The 18096-nt window shown below is 66.8% G+C and carries 14 protein-coding genes; 7 read left to right on the forward strand and 7 right to left on the reverse strand.

Features of this window, described 5'->3' with window-relative positions:
- Nucleotides 1–66 precede the first annotated feature (66 nt).
- Nucleotides 67–960: a DMT family transporter gene (locus ACGFNJ_RS14175; protein WP_393447154.1), complete on the forward strand. Its 894-nt coding sequence runs from the start codon at nt 67–69 to the stop codon at nt 958–960.
- Between the two features lie 7 nt (nt 961–967).
- Here the strand turns inward: ACGFNJ_RS14175 and ACGFNJ_RS14180 are convergent, their stop codons facing one another.
- Complete coding sequence (locus ACGFNJ_RS14180) at nt 968–1414, reverse strand: MarR family winged helix-turn-helix transcriptional regulator (RefSeq protein ID WP_393447156.1); 447 nt, start codon at nt 1412–1414, stop codon at nt 968–970.
- A gap of 69 nt (nt 1415–1483) precedes the next feature.
- Here ACGFNJ_RS14180 and ACGFNJ_RS14185 point away from each other — a divergent pair, with 69 nt between their 5' ends.
- The 3 genes from ACGFNJ_RS14185 (at nt 1484) to ACGFNJ_RS14195 (ending at nt 3461) form a co-directional block, all read left to right on the forward strand.
- Nucleotides 1484–1858, forward strand: coding sequence for a cupin domain-containing protein (locus ACGFNJ_RS14185; protein ID WP_393447158.1), 375 nt, complete (start codon nt 1484–1486; stop codon nt 1856–1858).
- Between the two features lie 33 nt (nt 1859–1891).
- A complete protein-coding gene (locus ACGFNJ_RS14190; protein WP_393447160.1) occupies nt 1892–2266 on the forward strand; it encodes a cupin domain-containing protein in 375 nt (124 codons plus the stop codon).
- 160 nt (nt 2267–2426) lie between these two features.
- Nucleotides 2427–3461 (forward strand): asparagine synthase-related protein, encoded by a 1035-nt coding sequence (locus ACGFNJ_RS14195; protein ID WP_393447162.1) that lies wholly within the window; start codon nt 2427–2429, stop codon nt 3459–3461.
- Between the two features lie 41 nt (nt 3462–3502).
- Here the strand turns inward: ACGFNJ_RS14195 and ACGFNJ_RS14200 are convergent, their stop codons facing one another.
- Entirely contained in the window at nt 3503–3886 is a 384-nt protein-coding gene (locus tag ACGFNJ_RS14200; RefSeq protein ID WP_393447164.1) for a RidA family protein, read from the reverse strand.
- Between the two features lie 10 nt (nt 3887–3896).
- A complete protein-coding gene (locus ACGFNJ_RS14205; RefSeq protein WP_393447166.1) occupies nt 3897–5243 on the reverse strand; it encodes an MFS transporter in 1347 nt (448 codons plus the stop codon).
- Between the two features lie 107 nt (nt 5244–5350).
- On the opposite strand from ACGFNJ_RS14205, the gene ACGFNJ_RS14210 reads away from it, so the two are divergent.
- Nucleotides 5351–6256, forward strand: coding sequence for a LysR family transcriptional regulator (locus tag ACGFNJ_RS14210; RefSeq protein ID WP_393447168.1), 906 nt, complete (start codon nt 5351–5353; stop codon nt 6254–6256).
- Nucleotides 6257–6263: 7 nt separating this feature from the next.
- Here ACGFNJ_RS14210 and ACGFNJ_RS14215 read toward each other — a convergent pair whose 3' ends face one another.
- Both ACGFNJ_RS14215 and ACGFNJ_RS14220 read right to left on the reverse strand, forming a co-directional pair.
- Nucleotides 6264–7061 (reverse strand): hypothetical protein, encoded by a 798-nt coding sequence (locus ACGFNJ_RS14215; protein ID WP_393447170.1) that lies wholly within the window; start codon nt 7059–7061, stop codon nt 6264–6266.
- A gap of 208 nt (nt 7062–7269) precedes the next feature.
- Nucleotides 7270–7500, reverse strand: coding sequence for a hypothetical protein (locus tag ACGFNJ_RS14220; protein WP_393447172.1), 231 nt, complete (start codon nt 7498–7500; stop codon nt 7270–7272).
- A gap of 523 nt (nt 7501–8023) precedes the next feature.
- Here ACGFNJ_RS14220 and ACGFNJ_RS14225 point away from each other — a divergent pair.
- Nucleotides 8024–9121, forward strand: coding sequence for an ATP-binding protein (locus ACGFNJ_RS14225; protein WP_393447842.1), 1098 nt, complete (start codon nt 8024–8026; stop codon nt 9119–9121).
- 37 nt (nt 9122–9158) lie between these two features.
- A complete protein-coding gene (locus tag ACGFNJ_RS14230) occupies nt 9159–9761 on the forward strand; it encodes a hypothetical protein (protein WP_393447174.1) in 603 nt (200 codons plus the stop codon).
- A 4-nt stretch (nt 9762–9765) separates the two neighbouring features.
- Here the strand turns inward: ACGFNJ_RS14230 and ACGFNJ_RS14235 are convergent, their stop codons facing one another.
- Both ACGFNJ_RS14235 and ACGFNJ_RS14240 read right to left on the reverse strand, forming a co-directional pair.
- Nucleotides 9766–15105 carry a hypothetical protein gene (locus ACGFNJ_RS14235; RefSeq protein WP_393447176.1) on the reverse strand — a complete coding sequence of 1780 codons (5340 nt, stop codon included), beginning with the start codon at nt 15103–15105 and terminating at the stop codon, nt 9766–9768.
- A gap of 364 nt (nt 15106–15469) precedes the next feature.
- Complete coding sequence (locus ACGFNJ_RS14240) at nt 15470–18043, reverse strand: LuxR C-terminal-related transcriptional regulator (RefSeq protein WP_393447178.1); 2574 nt, start codon at nt 18041–18043, stop codon at nt 15470–15472.
- Nucleotides 18044–18096 lie beyond the last annotated feature (53 nt).

The raw sequence follows: 18096 nt of genomic DNA on the forward strand, positions 1-18096 counted from the left end.
AAAGCCTGGAGGACTCCACTGTGCTGCCCCGGCGACGGGGCCGAATGACAGAGAGTCGTCCGAATCATGGCTGTTGCCTTCGCATCACCGATCGTTGCCGTTGCTTCCCCTTCCGGCATCTCCGCCGCCATCCTGGTCGCCACCCTCGCCGCTGCGCTGTTGCACGCCAGCTGGAATGCGATCGCACACTGGATCCCCGACAAGATCGCCGCGATGACTCTGGTGCCGCTCGGTTGTGTACTCACCGCTATTCCGTTGATGTGCATCGCAACTGGCCCCAGCTCGAGTAGCTGGCCGTACCTGGCCGTCTCGGCAGTGCTGCACACCCTCTACAACGGTCTGCTGATGCTGTCCTACCGACTCGGTGACCTCAGCCAGACCTATCCCCTGGCACGGGGCACCGCGCCGCTGGTCGTCACCGGCGCCGCAGCCGTACTGCTCGGCGAAACACCACGCACAGGACAGTTCGCCGGTGTGCTGTTGATCTCTGCAGGCCTGGCCTGCCTGGTGTTCTGGGGCCATCGCACCAACCCGAGCCGACCGAGCGCCATCGCCGCCGCGCTGGCCACCGGCGTGATCATCGCCAGCTACACCGTCGTCGACGGGATCGGCATCCGACTGGCCCACAGCACACTCGGCTACATCGCATGGCTGATGCTGCTCGGCCAGGTCGCTATCCCGTTCCTGGTCTTCTGCCGGTACCGGCGCGGGTTGGGCACGCGGATCCGACCCGTCTGGCACATCGGGCTGACCGGTGGGCTGCTCAGCATCGCGGCTTACGGATTGATCCTGTGGGCGCAAACCCGCGGTGCCCTGGCCGAGATCGCCGCGCTGCGGGAAACCAGCATCATCGTCGCCGCGGTCGTCGGCGCCACGCTGTTCGGCGAGAAGTTCGGCGCACCCCGAGTACTCGCCACCTGCACGGTCACCGCTGGAATCGCCCTCGTGTGCCTGACATGAGAGCTGGTCACAGTGGCCGGAAACCCCGGTCTACCGCGGAACCCGCCGCCGCTGCGATGATCTCCGCGAGCACGGCGCGCACAGTGGCGACCTGGTCGGCGCCCGTTCGGGCGATGAGCTGCTTCTCGTAGTCGGCGTGGAACTCACGGACCGTGGCGAGGATGTCGCGGCCCCGATCGGACAGGTGCAGGATTTTGGCGCGCTTGTCCGCTGGGTCCGATCGACGTTCGACGTATCCGTGCCGGACCATCTCGTCGACCACTTTGGCGGCGCCCTGCGCGGTGATGCCCAGCTGTCCGGCCAATTGGGTTGCGGTGAGCGGGCTTTCGGCTAGCGCGCGGAGCGTGTAGCCGTAGGAGGCGCCGGTCAGCTGGTAGCCGTGCGCGGCGAGATGGGCGTGCAGCTGCTGCACGAATCCTTGATAGGCCTGTCCGAGCATGACTCCGAAATCCATCCTTGACGCTCCCGCTCTGATATGTTCAACTCTAGTTGAACACCTTAGTTGAATATCTGGAGATACACCATGCCCCTCATCAAGTCCGCCGACGCGCCGACCTTCCAAGCCCCGCTCATGACCGCCGTCGGCCTCGCCGCGCCGAGCCGGGGCTCCACCGAGAACAGCGTCTGGCGCTTCACCATGCACCCCGGCAACCCCGGTCACGCGCACGCGGTGTCGCGGGAGGAGATCTTCGTCGCCGTGTCCGGGCGTGCCCGCGTCACCATCGACGGCGAGACCCGCGACTTCTGCGGCGGCGACGCACTGGTGGTTCCGGCAGAAACCGTTTTCAGCATCGCCGTGCCAGGCGACGAACCGTTCGAGGCTGTGGCGATCCTGCCCGTCGGCGCGTACGCCCAGGCGCCAGGGGGCGACCCGGTCAGTCCGCCCTGGGCCCAATAGTCCACTCCACCAAACAATTTCGTAGGAGACACCATGCCACTCATCACCGCCGCCGAAGCCCCGCACTTCGAGAACGAGCACGCGAGCTTCATCGGCCTTGCCGCGCCGAGCCGCGGTTCCACCGAGAACTGCGCGTGGCGGCTCACCATCAAGCCGGGCGTCGACGCCCCGCCGCACGCCCTGGATCGAGAGGAGATCTTCATCGCCCTGTCCGGCGCGATGAACGTGACCATGGACGGTGAAACCTTCACTGTCGCAGCCGGAGACGCGCTCATCGTGCCCGCACACCAGCAGTTCGCCATGGCCAATCCGCACGAGGAACCCTTCGAGGCGGTAGTCGTGCTGCCCGTCGGCGGGCAGGGGCTCATCCCGGGCCAGCCGCCGGTCATCGCGCCGTGGGCGCGATAATCGACCGGTTTGCTAACCGAACATCAGATTCACCGCTCTTTTCACGGTGCTCGCGGTGAAGGCGATCAAGGACCTGCGTTTTCCACGCGTGGGAGGCTGGTGATCTACGTGCGAAGGTAGGTCGGCCGTATTCCTCCCAGCCCGAGGGGCCTCGACAGCCATGACCGCATCGCCTCGGATCGACGGCGGCACCGCCGATCAGACCGGCGAGGCGGCGCAGTATGTCGCTGATCTGCGCGATGTCACCTCGCCCGCTCCGGAGCTGCGGTCAGTCTCCGATCCCGTCGCGGCGGCGGCGCTGATCCGAGACGAGCTCTTGTCGCGGCTCGAGGCTCTCCTCGGGGCGTACACCGGTGATCCGGTGGTGTTCCTGTCCGGCGGCGTCGATTCGATTCTGGTCGCGGCGGCGTTGGCGCACCTCGGGATTCGTCCGCACGCGATCACGATGGTGACCGCCGCAGGCACCGATCGAGCGAACGCGCAGGCCGCGGCGTCGGCGCTCGGCTTGTCGCACGAGATCGTCGAATTGGACCAGGCCGCGCTGGTCGCGTTGGCGGGCGAGGCGATCGCGCGGCTCGGCATTCCCGAGCTGTGGTCGGTCTCGTACGCGATCCCGCTCCTCGCCGCGGTACCGGTGCTCGACCGAATCGGCCCGGTGGGTGCGATTCTCACCGGCAGTGGCGCCGACGTCATTCTCGGCGGCGGAAAGACACCACCACACCCCATCGACGCTCCGCAGGCGACGCACGACGTCGACCGGATGATCCGCGAACAGGTGGCAAGCAGCTTCAGCTACTACCGGCTCGTCCCCGACTTCTATCCCCTAGTGCTCGACGGATACGCGGACCGCTTCGTGCGGGTATTCCAGACGATCCGATTCTGGGAAATCGCAGCGACGTTCGCGCCGCAGGCGCTCTTCCGCGCAAGTGACAACCAGGTGATCGACAAGCTCTGCCTGAGAATCGCATGCGACCAACTGCTCCCAGAATCCGTGAAATCGCTTGCCTGGACCAAGAAATCGCCGTTTCAGCGATCGGCGGGAATCATGGACGCACTCGCCACCGCCGCAAGGAGTTTCGCGGCGACCTTGCCAGGCGCACAAACACACCGGGATCCGATGGTCGAACCGTACGAAGATGTCGCATCGCGCCTTTTCCTCGCACTGCTCGCTGATACCGCTTCTGCTGCCGAGTGATTCGTCCGGGCCGCCGGTTACCGCGGCAGGTCCGGCACTGATCAAGCTGCGGCGATGACGTCGATCTCCAGCAGCCACCGTTCATCGAAGATTCCGGCGAGCACGACCGTCAATGCGGGCTCGTGGCCGCCGAGGACCTCGGTGCGGACCGCCGTATTGACCGCCGCGAGGGAGCGATCACTGAGATAGGTCGTCACCTTGACGATCTCAGCGACGGTCAGTCCGGCGTGCGACAGCGTCTCGACGATATTCGCCCAGATCAAACGGCATTGGCCCGCAGCGTCTTCGGGCACCTTTCCGTCGCGGTCCTCCGGGATCTGGCCGCTGACGAACAACAGTCGCCGCGCGCCGACCACCTCGAGCCCGTTGGTGTAGCCACCGATGGCCGCCGGGACCGAATCCGGATCGTGCGCAATCATTTCCATGTTCGCCAACCTATACGCCCAGGCCGGGGCCGTTCGTCACCGCGGAGAAGATGAGCAAGGCCGCCACACAGACTGCCGCGGAGATCAGCAGCGACCAGCCGGGCCCGGTGAGCGCGAAGGCGCCCATGATCGCGACGCCGAGGGTGGCGCCGACCTGTCTGACGGCGTTGAGGAGCCCACCAGTCGACCCTGCCGAACCCGGTGGCGCCGCACTGACGGTCGCCGCCACCAGCGCTGGCAGGGCGCACGCGACACCGAATCCGGAGAGCAGCAGGCCAACGGCGAGGATCGGATATGCGGCGGAGGTGAAGATCGCGCTCCCGAGCACCGCGCCGCCCGTCGCAAGCAGCGCGAGGCCCGCCATGATCGGACGGCGCGGGCCGATGCGGGCCACGACTTTGCCTGCGAAGGGTGGGATGACCGCGAACGGGATGGTCAGCGGCAGGAAGGCAAGACCGGTCAGCAGTGCGCTGAGCTGTCGCTGCTGTTGCAGCAGCAAAGGGAGCACGAACAGGGCACCGGTCAGCGCGAAATTCACCGCCGCGCCGGCGAACAGACCGGCACGCACCCGACTCGATCCGAGCAACGCTCGATTCAATACTGGTGCGGTGCTGCGCCTTTCGAGCAGCAGGAACAACAGTGCGGCTACTGCGGCGCCCGCGGCAAACCAGGCGGTGTCATCCCAGGCCTGCGCGCCCGCGGCGATCAGCGCACCGGTGCACAGTGCGAGCACCGCGGCTGCCGCGCATTGCGCAGGCCAGTCGATGCGGTTGTCACCCCGGGCAGTGGTGACGGATCGCAGCGTGAGGGCAAGCACCACCAGCGCGATCGGCACATTGATCAGAAATATCGCGCGCCATCCGGCGACGCCGACCAGCGCACCACCCGCAATCGGGCCAGCGGCTACCGCGGCGCCGCTGATAGCCGCCCAGGTCGCGATCGCGCGGGCACGCTTGGCGGGTTCGGGGTAGAGCTGGGTGATGATCGCCATCGACGCGGGCACGCAGCCCGCAGCGGCGAAGCCGAGCAGCACCCGAAGCGCCACCAGCACCCATAGATTCGGCGCGATCGCACTCAGCAGCGAGGCGACGCCGAAAACCACTGTGCCACAGCGAAAGACTCGATCGGCGCCGTATCGGTCGGCGAGCGCGCCCCCGGAGAGCAGCAGCGCGGCGAAGGCCACCGTGTAACCGGTTGTCGCCCATTGCAACCCCGCGATCGAGGTATGTAAGGAGGTCGCCAAATCCGGTTCGGCGACCGAGAGCACGGTCATATCGAGCAGCACCATGAAGTAGCCGAGGGATACTCCGGCCAGTGCCTTGGCTCGTCCGGTGGGGACGGTGTGCAACGTGATCATGCGCGGTGTGATCTCCCGATCTTGTCGGCGGCGTGACAGTTCGACTCTGCGATGGCCAGGCCTGCAGCTCCACCGGCACCGCCGCACGCAGCGTTCGGAATATCCGAATGCCCGAAGAAGTTGCCAGCAGCATGGAGCTACGGCAGCTGCGGACCTTCGAGGCGGTAGTGCGTCATCGCACGGTCACGGACGCGGCGGTCGCCCTCGGACTCGCGCCCTCTTCGGTCTCGCAGCAGATCCGCACACTGGAGGACACGCTCGGGGTGACGCTGTTCGTTCGCGACCCGAAGGGCATGCGACTCACGGCCGCGGGCACCCGCCTGACCGGGTGGGCCCGCCGCTTGCTCGAGCAAGCCGAGCAAGCCAGACACGAAGTGCGCGCGGAACATCCGGTGCTGCGACTCGGCGCATTGGAGACCCTCGCGAGCACCTACGTTCCGCGGGTGCTCGCCAGGCTCGCGGAGCGCAGGCCCGATCTCGAGGTCGATGTCCGTTCGGACAAATCCCGTGCCGGGCTGCTCGCTGATGTGGCGGGTGGCGCGCTGGAAGCGGCGTTGCTCCTCGACTCCGGTGCGGCGCTCGGCGATCTCGGCTTTTCGACTCCTGCCGAGCGGTTGGCTTTTGTCGATCTCGACCCGGTGCCGCTGGTGCTGATCGCGGCACCCACCCATCCGCTGACGACCAAAGTCGGGTTGACCCCTGCTGATCTCGCCGACGAGCGGCTACTCGTCAACGTGCCGGAGTGTTCGTTCTGGATGGCTGCCGACAAGGCCTTCGGTCCGGCACCCGCCAGGGTCAAGGCGGGCGCGGTGCCAGTCATGCGCGCCTGGGCTGAACACGGCCTGGGGATTTCGCTGCTACCGGAATTCGCCGTCGCCGACAGCCTCGAGCAGGGCACACTGTGCAGGCTCGACTTCTCGGTGCCCGACCTCAGTCTCCGGCTGGTGTGGCGGGCCGACAGCGAAACCATGCCCGGCATGCGTGACGTGCTGTACGCGTCGACCAATCCGTGAGCGGCGATTAGTCCAAGAATCGGATACCGAGATCCTCGAGAATGGACCGTGGTGGGATTTCTTCCACATCATCCAGCCGCCTGAACCATATCGCCCCCGCATATTTCAGCCTTGACGTCGCGTCTGTCAGGGGTGGATTCGGCTGACCATCGACGAACCGAAGCCCGGTCTCTGGTACATGCTCGGCGTTGATCATATGCCCTTCGCCGGTGATGTATCTGATCGCAACCATGCCGCGCCATCCCGGCCTCCTGAATGCGTGGTATAAGCCGTTGATACCGGTCTTGACCCACCCCTGCGCCCAGGCCAACGAGGAATGGTTACCTTCTATCCCTTTGATCAGGGTATCAGCAACGGGCCCTGCTTCCACATTTAATCCACGCCGTCGCAATTCGTACGCGATTGTGACAGCACTGCAGTTGCGACGCCAATTGGGATCGTCCTTGTCATATCCAGGGTTGACCCGATGCAAGCAGTCATCGATCTCTCGATTGACACGGGTAGCGGACGACGGGTTGAACCAGTCGAAATCTAAATCGTAACCAGTACCGGAACCGGAAGGTATTCGGGCATTCAATCCCGCTGCGGCAATTGCCGGATCACGAAACGAATCCTTGGTAGCAAGCCGATTCAGTGCATTTCGCCTGTCCACATCGTTGGCTCCGTTCACGACGCCCCGGACCCTCTCAGACACACGGCCTCGGTACAGCTCGACCAACGCCCCGCCGAGCCGATCGGTCATTGCGGTACTTATCTGAACCGTCGCATCATTCAACGCGGAGACGGCACGGTTGATCCCGCTCATGTTATTGCCGCATCGGATGCGTTTCGGACATGCCGCTCACCTTCGCCTCCCCAGCACACCTCCGGTATTCGAGCTTGTGCCGGACCTACATGCTGCACAGGCAACTGTACGGTGCACGAACAAGTTGCACTCTCAACGATCCCAGAAGTGGGAACGCGCCCCGTCGACCTCGATGTCGACGGGACCGGTCAACCGGATTGTCCGCGACTCACCCCGCGGTGCGCGGCAAAGACAGGATCGCGGCTCCCTGCCCGTGGGCATCATCGAGCAGACCGAGATCGAGCATCTCGTGCGCGATCGTGTTCGCCGCGTAATCCATTCCCGCCGCGCGCAATTCGCGGATCCGCTGGTAGAGCACTTCGACGCTGCCAACCTGTGCGGCAATGTCCGACAGATCGGCCGGACGCTTACGGAAATCCCTGAACGAGCACACTGACATTGAACTTTCACCCTTCCTGCCGCACGACCCGTGCCCACGCTGGGCAACACGCTTGCCGGGTACTACTGACAGTCCCCCGGTAGGTAGGCGTATGGCATCGGTAGGCGCAATCACCGTTATGCCCGATATGCCTATTGGCGATCATTCCCCGCTCAGGAGCGTCTCCGCTGCGCCAACGAGCCGAATTGGTCACGGGCCCAGAAAACGAGCGGCCGGAAGAAATCCCTATGCTTAGGACACAGAGAATCTGTGGACAGTATGCGTGTCCCGCGGCGGGAAGCAAGGCTGCCGGCGAGGCATTCGACATGCGCCCACTGGGCCGCGTGCCCGGCTCAGCGGCAGGAACCACCTCCCAGATCTGGCAAGGCGCCACCACCTGGCGGATCGGTACCGTCGAATCCCAGCCATTTCGAAGTGTGTGATGTCAGGGTAAGGGGTTGTTGTGACGGACGCTGAGTTGCCCGCACTGCTGCACAGTCTGTTGCGCGCGGTCGGAAACCGCCCGGACGACATCGCACTGCGGATGCACCTGGCGACGTTGCTGATGAACGCGGGCCGATCCGCGGAGGCGGTCGCCCACTGCTCGGCAGTGCTGCAATGCGATCCGGGAAATTCTGCCGCGATCGACCTGCTCGCCACTGCCGCCTCCCGCCTGCACATCGATTTCGGCACCGTCGTGACACCGCCCCAGTTCGACTGGCACGCAGCCGAAGCCGAGATGGCCGACATCGTCCAGCCGACGATCGCCGATCTCGAGTGGCCCGAAAGTCTGCTTGCCGACGTCGGTGGCCTCGACACCGTCAAACAGCGCCTCGAGCTCACCTATCTCACGCCGATGCGAAATCCCGACCTGCGCAAGGTGTATGGGCGCGGCCTGCCTGGCGGATTGCTGATGTACGGGCCGCCCGGGTGCGGAAAGACTTTCCTGGCCCAGGTTGTCGCAGGCGAGCTCGGCGCCCGCTTCTACCCGATCGCGATGTCCGACGTGCTCGGGGCCGCGGTCGGCGGCGAACAGAATCTGCACGAGGTGTTCGAGACCGCGCGGCGCAACGCGCCCTGCGTGCTGTTCCTCGACGAGGTCGACCTGCTCGGCTTCCATCGGGCATGGCCGTGGCCGGACAACAGCCTGCGCGAGGTCATGAATCAGCTACTGAGCGAGATGGATTCGGTCGCGAGTGCGGACGAGGGCGTCTACGTCCTCGGCGCGACCAGTCAGCCGTGGGATGTCGACAGCGTGCTGCTGCGGCCCGGCCGATTCGACCGACTGCTCCTCGTCGAACCGCCCGATGCGGGTGCGCGGGAAGCCATTCTGCGCTTTCATCTCCGCGCGCGACCGACGGAGAACATCGACCTGGTGGCGCTGGTGCTGCGCACCGAACACTTCTCCGGCGCCGACATCGCCTACCTCTGCGACCTCGCTTCGGAACGAGCGCTGTGGGATTCGGTCCGCGAACACCTCCAACGGCCGGTCCGGATGACAGATTTCGACGGCGCCTTCGACGAGGTGCGGCCGTCGGTCACCACGTGGCTGCAGAGTGCGCGCGACATCGTGATGTTCGCCGACACGATCGGTCGGTACGACGACCTGGTCGACTATCTGCGGCGACGGCGGATGGTGTGAACTCGGTAGATTCCTCAACAGCGGTACGATGACCGGGATGCCGTTATGGAGGCGACGCCGCTGGGGCTATGTCTTGCCGCTGGTGGCAGGCGTGCTGTGTCTCGCGGGGTTAGTCGTGTATTCGACCGTGCATGGCAAGGCCGAGCAATCCGAACCACCTGCTGCGGCTCCGCCTGATCTGTGCCTCGCGATCGGGCCGACCACGATGGCGCGCCTCGTGCCCGACGGTGTGCCGGAGACCGCGTCGAACTATTCCACCGGCCCGGATGCCGCCTGCATTTATTCGACGGCCGACGGCCGTCCTGTCGGTAGCACCGACTACGGATATCTGCGTGTGCGGCTGCTGCGCTACGGCCGGATCGGCTGGGACACCGGCGCCGAGCGCGCGGCGAAGGCGCTCGCCGAGTCCTGCGAAAGCACCGCGACCGCAGGACAATTCCTGCGCACCCGGGCCTTCGGCGACGAAGCGTGCGCCGCCTACAGCGATGTGGGCGATGGGGGCACCGCCCACGGTTCGGCGGTGGTCCGTCGCAACGCCGACCTGTTCTGGGTGGACTACTACACGCACCCCGGCACCGAGAACGACGCCCAACGTGCGGTCACCGAGGTCGTGTCGGCCGCGTTGACCGGTGTCCGGTAGCTCGTCACTGGCCGTCCGGCACCTCTGACACCCGCGCGAAACCGTCTGCCAAATCCTGTTCCACGCCTTCGATTTCCGTCGCCAGACTGTTCGATGTGCCAACCAGACTGATCATTTCGTCGATTCGTTGAACCCGTTGCGCACGGTCGAGTGCGGCGAGGGCCGACGGTGTCGGCTGGTCCTGCAGTAGTCGCCGCAGCCGCTCCACTGTCAACTGCACTCGCCTCGGTGACAATTCGCGGGTGTCGGTGCGGCCGAGCCTGGCGAGCTCGCGCACCAGGAGGTCGTGCTCCACCGATCGCATGCGATGCAACGGCTCGACCCGTAGTCCGTCACGGCCGACGTACTCCGACTTCGCGATGCCGTTCGTCGCGCCGAGCTCATGTAGCTGCGCGTCCGTCGCCGCCTTGTCGCGCAACGCCAACTGCCGTCTGCGCGCCACGCTGTCCAGGCCACGGGCCAGCTCCTCGACTTCTCGCCACCGCGCCGCCCAGACATTACGTTCGTCGAGATTCCCGGCCAGGTCCTTCCATATCCTGATCTGACCGAGCTTGCTGTCCAACGCATCGATAGCGCCCGCCCAACTGCGGACCCGGTGAAACCGCTCGCCGGCCGTGATCATCGAGTCGACGGCGCGGAACAGCGCCAAGGTCTTGCTCGCCGTCGAATCCGGTTCCGCCCGTTCGATAGACAGCTGTTCGTCGACCCACTCCGCGGTCACCTGGTCTGCGTCGACCGGCCACCGGCGCGCGATCTCAGACGCCGCGTGCGCGCGCAACCGCGCGAGCCGTTGTGACGTATCCGACTCTGGCGCCAGGTCCCATATCGAACGGACACCGACCGCGGCACCCTCCGTGATGACCAGCGAGGTGGCACGGTCACGGATGTCGGCGACTTCCGCACGCAGCGCGAGCAGATCGCTGCGCGGAGCGCTGACGTCGCCGAGACTGGCTAGCATCGGGTCGCTCGCCGAGTGCGAATCAGCCGGTCGCGCAGCAAGATCCGACAACCCGGCATCCAGCTCCTCGGCTCGTCGCCGAATCTGCTCCCGTTCTTGGACCGCCGTGCGCCACTCGGCGATCAGCCGAAGTTCACGGAAGTCACCGACCAGCGACGGCACGATGGCTGATTTCACCTTCTCCCATACCTGCGCAAGGTCCGTATCCGTTGTGTCGAGGCTGGCGTCCGAAACCGGTTGCCAGCTCGGATCGACGCGTGCCTGCGCACCGTCGTCGCCGGTGTATGCGCCCGTGTGTCGCCCGAAGCGGGCCGCCTGCCCGCGGTCGACGAGCTCCTCATCGGACAACAGTTCAGGATCGACTCCCAGCGCGAACTGCAATCGGCGACGAATCGACTCCAGTAGCGTCTCGGTGCGCAGCCAGGTGCCCGGATCGGCGCGCAAGCCCGTGAATCGCAGGCCGTGCTTGGTGCCGATATAACGCAGCCGTTCCATATCCATCGTTGCCTCGGTAGCCGCCGCACCCATTCGGGCGATCGACGCGGCGATCGTTTCGAGACGCTCGACATGAACGAACATCCGGAGAAAGGACGACCTGGATGCATCGATGGACTGCGAGCGCTGCGCTACTGCCCGCTCGTAGTCCGAATAGACAGATTTGAGCTGTCCGCCAACCCAGCCGATGGTTTGCCGCCGACCTTCTGCCAGATCGTATTCGCGCAAGAATTGCACGACATTGAAGACGGGAATGAACGAATCCCACGCTTCGCTGACTTCCGGCGAGTCGCCGCTGCGCTCCTGCGTATCGCGCACCAGCTGGAACACCGTGTCACCATCATTCAACATTTCGGGACGGATCCCGGTGGCCCCGGCGGCACGCAGCGCCTCGAACAGGGTGTTGCGCACCCGGCTCAGCTGCTCGGCCAGCATTGCCCGTGACGGGTGTAGTGCATCCCGCAATATCGCCTGAGCGTCATCGAAATCAGAGAGCCGTTGTGTGATGGCGCGTGCCAATTGCCTGCTCGCTAACGTCGAGGTATCGAGCACAGCACGCAAGCCCGACCCCAGCTCCCCTCGATAGTCCAGCCTGGCCACTGATTCGCCGACCTCGTTCGTCAATTCGACCCATGGCCCAACGGATTCGGCCCTGAACAGTTGCACGTCCTCGATCCGACTGGCCAAAGCCTCGAGCTGCTCCCGTTGCTCCGACCGAGGGTCGGCGGCGTCGCTGGCACGCATCGCGGCAATTTCCTGGAGCAGATCATCCAGCGCGGTGGTACCAGGGCGCACATCGCCGATGTTCAGCTCCCGCGAAAGATCGGCGATCTCGCCCCAGAGATCAGTGATGCTGTCTTCCTCGGCGACCAGGCGCGCCGCTCGCCCGTCGAAATGTGCCGTCGCCTGCGCCAGGTCGCGTGACCATGCCTCGCAGGCGGTCAACTCCTCAGCGGCCAGGACGAACTCGTCGAGCTGCAAATACTGCAACCCAGCCGCCGCCACCGCGGTGGGATATCGAGACGGAGCGCGCCACACATCGTGCAGTTGATCGCGGAGGGCACCCATGGGCAGCAACTCGGTCAACCTCGCGCGCGTTGCGTCACGCAGCGCACGCACCCGCTCGAGGTGTTCCTGCGGCGTGATCGGTCCTTCGCCGGCGAGGTCAGGCACTCGCATGCGCGCCAGCTCCAGTTGTCTCTTGGCATAAGCGCGCAGGTGTCGTGCCTCGCGAAGTTCCCGCAAGATCCTGTCGAGTCCCTCGGCAAGTGGCTGAATGATCGCGAGATCCGCGATGCTGTCGAGCAGCACTCGCACCAGCACCAGGTCACGGCCGGTGTCGGTCGTCTCAGGTGCGTCGATGCGTCGCTGTTCGATCTGCTCGACCAGTGCGGTGTCGAGCACATCCTCGAAGTCCACGCCGAGACCCGCCGCCATCGCCGCATACCGACCGAACAGCTGGGCGTGAATGCCCTCCAGCTCCGCCAGCTCCACCGACTCGATACCGAACAAGGGCGCTAGAGCGGTGACGGTCTGCTTGACCTGTGCATATTCCTCGGAAACCACGCGGTACAGCGTGTGCGTGTCATCGCCGAGTTCCGTTGCCTCGTCGGGTGCCGCACCTCCGATCGGGAACAGCGGCAACGCACCAGCGTCCGACGGTTCGCCGGATTCGCTGTCCGAGTGGCCATCTCGACCGGCAGCATCCGCATCCGCAGCCGGTCTGTCGTCTGCTGGTCCGTCCTGCGGTGCGTCGGACTCGGCATCCATCGTTATCGATATCGGCGGGACCGCAGGCGGCGCGGACGACGGTACATCGCCGACCGGTGGCAGCGGCTCTCGCACATCCCCGATCTCGGTGGGGTCGTCGATCCGGCCGGGCTGCCTGATCTCGCCCGGTTTACCCATGGGATCGAGTTCGGGTTTGTCGAGTGTCGGATCGTGCGGCGCGCCTGGGCTTTCCGGATCCGGTTGGACCGGAAGAACCGGCACGATCGCCATCGGTGGTGCCGTGGTGGTGGCCGCGCTCGGGGGGCCCGTCCCCGGCCCAGACACCTGTGTGCCCGCACCGCGGCCGGTGCCAGTCTCGGACACGGCGGGTGCCGCAACCGGCGTGCCGGTCCCCGACCCTGACGCCTGCGTACCCGCACTACGGCCGGTGCCAGTCTCGGACACGGCGGGTGCCGCGATCGGACCGTCGTCGCGGCTGTCGGCAGCAGACCGTGGCCTGCTGGTCGAGTGGTCCGTGTCGGGTCGCATGGCCGACGGCTCGCCCGGCTCCGACGTCATCGGTCGCTGCGGGGAGACATCATGCACGACAACACTTTCCGGCTGCGGACGGGGCAACTCCAGCACTGCGGGTCTGCTCGTCGATCCGTCGTGCACCGGCGCACCCGGTCCCGATTCCCACCGTCCCGACATCGAGGGGTGCCCGCTCATCGCAGGCCCGTCGTTCGGGCCGAACGAACCAGGGTCTGGTGTCGAGCGTGGTCCATGGACGTCGAGGTTTCCCGCTCCCGAGTATTCGGTACGCCAGACCTGGAACCGCGCCGGTGCCGGGCCAGCGCCGCCACCGCCGGTCGGCTGACTCCGCGGCGGCGAAATTCCCTCGCCACCAACGGGACTCGGAAACACTACGCCGTCGCCACCACCGGAACCCGGCATCGTCGAGCCGTCGCCGCCACCTGGAACAGCACCTGCCGCCAGCGAACCGCCATCGGAGCCACGCACGCTCGTCCCGTCCGGCGGCCGCGACCCATCGGCGCCACCACGGCCGCCCAACCCGCCCGGACCCACGATCTCGACAGCGTCCGAGCGCCACAGCGCGTCCATCGATGCACGCTCGGCCATGCGCGACAGTGTCGCCAGAAGATCCGGCGGATTGCTGAACTGTGGGGTATCACGCTGCTGCGTACTGGCTTTCACCAGATCCCGCGGCGAATCCGGCACAGCGAGCGACTCTTCAGGTGCCGCTGAAGGTTCCGGTGCCGCCGAACGACGCGGTTCCGGTGCCGCCGGAGGGCGCGGTGCGGAATCCGCGCTCGCCCGCGCGCCGACCGCCATCCCGATAGCCGCACCGCCGAGCAACTGCGCACCGTGCACCTGGAACTCTCCGGTCGCCAGCGACACCGCGCCCGCACCGCCGAGCACGCCGCTCGCACCGGCCGCTCCGGCGACGAAGAGGCGTCCCCACGATGTTTGCGCCGCCGAAGCATTCGTCGCGAGTCGTGCTCCGACCATGCCACCTACACCGGCGCCGACGCCTGCCAGCGCGGCCAGCATGATCGACTCACCGTCGAGTTCATCTCGATGGTCACCTTGCGCCAGCTGCACGGCGACGTCAACGCCCGCCTGCAATGCGCCGAAACCCAACGCGCGCAACGCGAACCGGACCGCAGCCGCTGCCGATTCGCTGCCGACTGTCGCGACGAGCTTCCCCAGCATTGCCAAGAATCGCTCCCGCGCCTGCGTCGCGACCCCGATCCCCGCGATGCCGCCCCACCCGCCAGCGCACAGCAGCTGATACATCACGGCCACCGCGAAAACCGTCATCTCCCACTGGGCCTTCTCCACGGAGAGGGCGTTCTGCTCCAGTTGCCGCGCTTTTCCGGCGCAGAATTCCGCGGCCTGCGCCAGGTCTTCGCGCAACGCACTCGCATAGGCGGCCACCGAGGCACCCGCTCGGCTCGACTCGCTCAGCGCAGCCGCTGTGTGCACCTGCACGGCCTCGGCCTTGCGCCGCAAGTCGGCGTACAACTCGCCCCGCACGCGCCACGCCTGCGCCGCCCGTCGCATCCGCTCGGGATCGCCCTCCGGGAACGCGCGACCGAACACCATCTCCTGCACAGGAATCGGGATCTCGGCACGCAGCTGCTGAGCCGTACTCGCCATCACCTTCCTCCACCGGGCATGGCACCGGCTTCGCTCGGACAGGCGCCTACCTGTGCCGAATACAAGCTCTCACAGCCGCGTTGGCGGCCCCTCCCACCGCTGAGAGGGGCCGGTTCGACTATTGCGCGGCAGCTCGGTATTCGACAGGACCGAAGGGCGACTGCACAGCGTCCGCCGCGCTTACCGCGATGGAGAGCCGCCCTACCCGATCGATCTCCATGTCGATCCGCTGGCCGTGACCGACCGCGGAAACCCCGGCGGGCGGCCCGGTGGACGAGGCTGCCAAGCATCGGCCCCGCCGACGCTGATCACGTGCTCAGCAGGCACGCCCGCGCACGCGGGAACCGCAGTGGCGCAACCGGAGTCAACGGCGGCGTGGGCGGTCTTGCGCGGCGTCGCGCACCCGGGGACGTTGATCGGCAGGGATTCGATCGATGACCTCCGTGCGGGAGGTGATGTGCAACTTCTGGAAGATGGTCGACATTTGGGCGTCCACGGTCCGATACGAGCTGCCGCGCCGAGCGGCGATCGCGCTGTTCGTCCAGCCTGCCGCCGCCAGCACGGCGACATCCTGCTCGGACTCGGTGAGGTCGAGCCAGGCCGCCGCGACGTCGTCCGCAGGCACGGTGTCGGCGCTCTCGGCGCGGATCGAGAAGTCGCCGAGTGCCAGGCGTTCCGCCTCGGCGAACTCGTACCGGAGCGAAACACCCTCGGCGACCACCGCGTCGTAGACCTTGGCGCCGAGGACGTTTCGAATCGTCTCGATCGCCCTCGTGTGCTCATCGGCGAGCAGGCCCTGCTTGCCGAGCACGATGCCGAACATCCTGCGCTGCGTCTCGGCCCCGCCGATCAGGTGCGCGGCCTCGCGGGCCAGCTCGCGGGTGGCCGCCCGCTTGTCGACGCCGTCGCCGCGGGTCGCGATGATCTTCGACAGCGACCACACCCGGACGTGCACGGCCCACAACGCGCCGACCCGATCGCCCATCGGGACCTGGTCGGCCAGCGCGGCCCGGCCTGCGGCGAGCGCTTCGACCGGGTCACCGTGCTTGGTCAGCGCGATCGCCCTGGCCACCTGAGCCCATGTCATGGCCATCGTTGCGCCTGCGCGGGTGGCGTTGTCGAGGTAGCGCCGGGTCGTCGCCATCGCGATCGGCGCGGTCCCGAGCAGGCTCGCGGCCCACGACTCGATCATTTCGCTGATCGCCGCTACGCCGTAATCGCCACGGGCGGTGGCCAGCTCGCGCGCACGCGCGAGCACCGTGACGGCGCGCGGATCGCGCTGGGCCAGCATCAGCTCACAGCCCCTGGCGAATTCGACTTCCGGCGCGAGCCCGAGGTCGGCGTCCGGCCGGTCCCGCCAGCCCGCGCGCGCCGCCGCGTCGGGCAGACAGGCCGCGACGGCCGCCTCCAGCAGGCGCTCGGCCGCGCGATAGCCGCCCTCCGACATCAGACTCCAGACCAGCAGACCCATCGCGGCGATCTCCAGCTCGGTGTGCGGGTGCCCCGGCCGTCGCACCGCCGCCAGCGCGCTCTCGGTCCAGCGGCGGATCTCGGGCAGCGACCCGACGAACAACGGCGCGCGCAGCGCGAGCAAACCGAGCGAGATCTCCAGGCCGATCGACGCGTCCTCGGGGGTCGCGACGCTCGACTCGATCGCGATGCCGAGGTTGTCCCACGACCGCCGCGCCCATTCGAGCAACGGCTTGTCCTGTGTGCTGAACCAGCTCGCGCGGGCACGCACGACCCGGTCGCGGTAGTACCGCCGGTGCCGTGCGAGCAGCATCGCGAACTCGTCGTCCCCGTCCCGCTGCTGCCACAGTTGCTGCTGGGCAAAGATCCGAAAGCTTTCTGCCAGTGCGTAATAGACGGCATCGGTCGAGAGATGCGAGGCCACCAGCGAGCGGTCGACGAGGCGCTCGAGCAGCTCCGGTATCTCGGCGGCGCTGAGTCGTGGTCGTCCGTCGGCGCCGTCCTCGTCGGCGCACACCGCCACCACGGCGGCCAATTCCGCTCCCCCGCCGCCGGATTGCCCGCCGACGACGGCATCGTCGGTGGGCACGTCGACATCGACGGCGAACACCGCCATCCGGCGAAACAGCAGCTGTTCGTTGTCCTCGCACAGTTCGTAGGACCACGCGATCACGTCGCGAATGCTCCGGTGTCGCTCGTCGGCACCGCCGAGTGGCGGCTGTGACCACTGCATGCGCCGGTCGGACGCGGCGCCGTTGAGGTCGCGCAAGATCAGCGGCAGCGGCTGGCGGGTGAGCCGCGCGGCGGCCAGCCTGATGTGCAGCGGGAAATAGTGCATGTGCTGGCAGATCTCGCCTGCCATGCTCGCATCGTCGGCGCCGGCGAGTGGCTGGCTGACGAGCTTCGCACGATGCCGAAACAGCGAAAGAGCCTGCTCGGAGGTGAGCGGCGGCACCGGTATCAACCGCTCGTCGACCCAGCCGATCGGCTCCCGGCTCGTCGCGACGATCGACAGCCCGGGCACCACGTCGAGCAGCTCGGCGATGAGATCCCCCGCCGCGGCGAGGACGTGCTCGCAATTGTCGAGCACGAGCACCGACTGCACCGCCACCCCCACCGCATCCGTGCGGCTGAGCCGGTCCACCACGGCATTCCACCGCGAACGATCGGAGAAGTCGAGATCGACAACGGCGTGCGCCACTTCGAATTCGAGCGCCGCTACCTCCGCGCCCGCGGCCGTGCCCGCCAAACCCACCCAATAGACGGGAACTTTCCGGCTCTTCGTGTAGCGGGACACCGCCTCGGCCGCCAAGCGAGTCTTGCCGATGCCGCCCGCCCCGACCAGGGTGACCAGCCTGACCATGCCGGAAAGCAACTCGCCGAGCTGTCGAAGCTCACGGGTCCTGCCGACAAAATGGCTGGCGATCGAAGGGGGATTCCCCTGACCGAGCCGATTACTCTTGGCCATGCGGCAAGCTTCCCACGAGCGGTGAGCACGCACCGAGATCACGCATCGTCGGC

The organism is Nocardia sp. NPDC049149 (genome assembly GCF_043197455.1).
Lineage (GTDB): Bacteria > Actinomycetota > Actinomycetes > Mycobacteriales > Mycobacteriaceae > Nocardia.